The following is a 247-nucleotide window of genomic DNA, read 5'->3' as shown; positions in this document are numbered from 1 at the left end:
CTCCTGGGCGCTCAGCGAGCAGCGCCGGCGGGCCTGGCGCGCAGCGCCGGTGATCCGCCTCGGACTCCATCCGGTCGACATGCGCCATCGCTTTTCCCGCGAATACTGGCTGCGTACCCTGCGCACCCTGCTGTCCGAGGGGCGCCAGCCGCTGACCAAGATCGACTGGCTGGAGCGCCGCCTCGCCCTGGACCACGCGGCATGAGTCGAGGCTGGTTACTGCTGTTCGGTTTGATCGGTGCCTCGC

At 69.6% G+C, this 247-nt stretch carries 1 protein-coding gene; it reads left to right on the top strand.

Translation table 11 applies throughout. From position 1 onward, the window contains the following. Nucleotides 1–205, top strand: a 205-nt coding sequence (locus tag ACLJNW_RS27530; RefSeq protein ID WP_410961730.1) for a hypothetical protein, incomplete at its 5' end; no start/stop codon positions are given. Nucleotides 206–247 lie beyond the last annotated feature (42 nt).

Source organism: Salmonella sp. SAL4457 (assembly GCF_046548235.1).
GTDB classification, from domain to species: Bacteria; Pseudomonadota; Gammaproteobacteria; order Enterobacterales; family Enterobacteriaceae; genus Salmonella; species Salmonella enterica.
The sequence above is the reverse complement of the archived record's forward strand: the minus strand, read 5'-3'. Positions and strand labels throughout refer to the sequence as shown.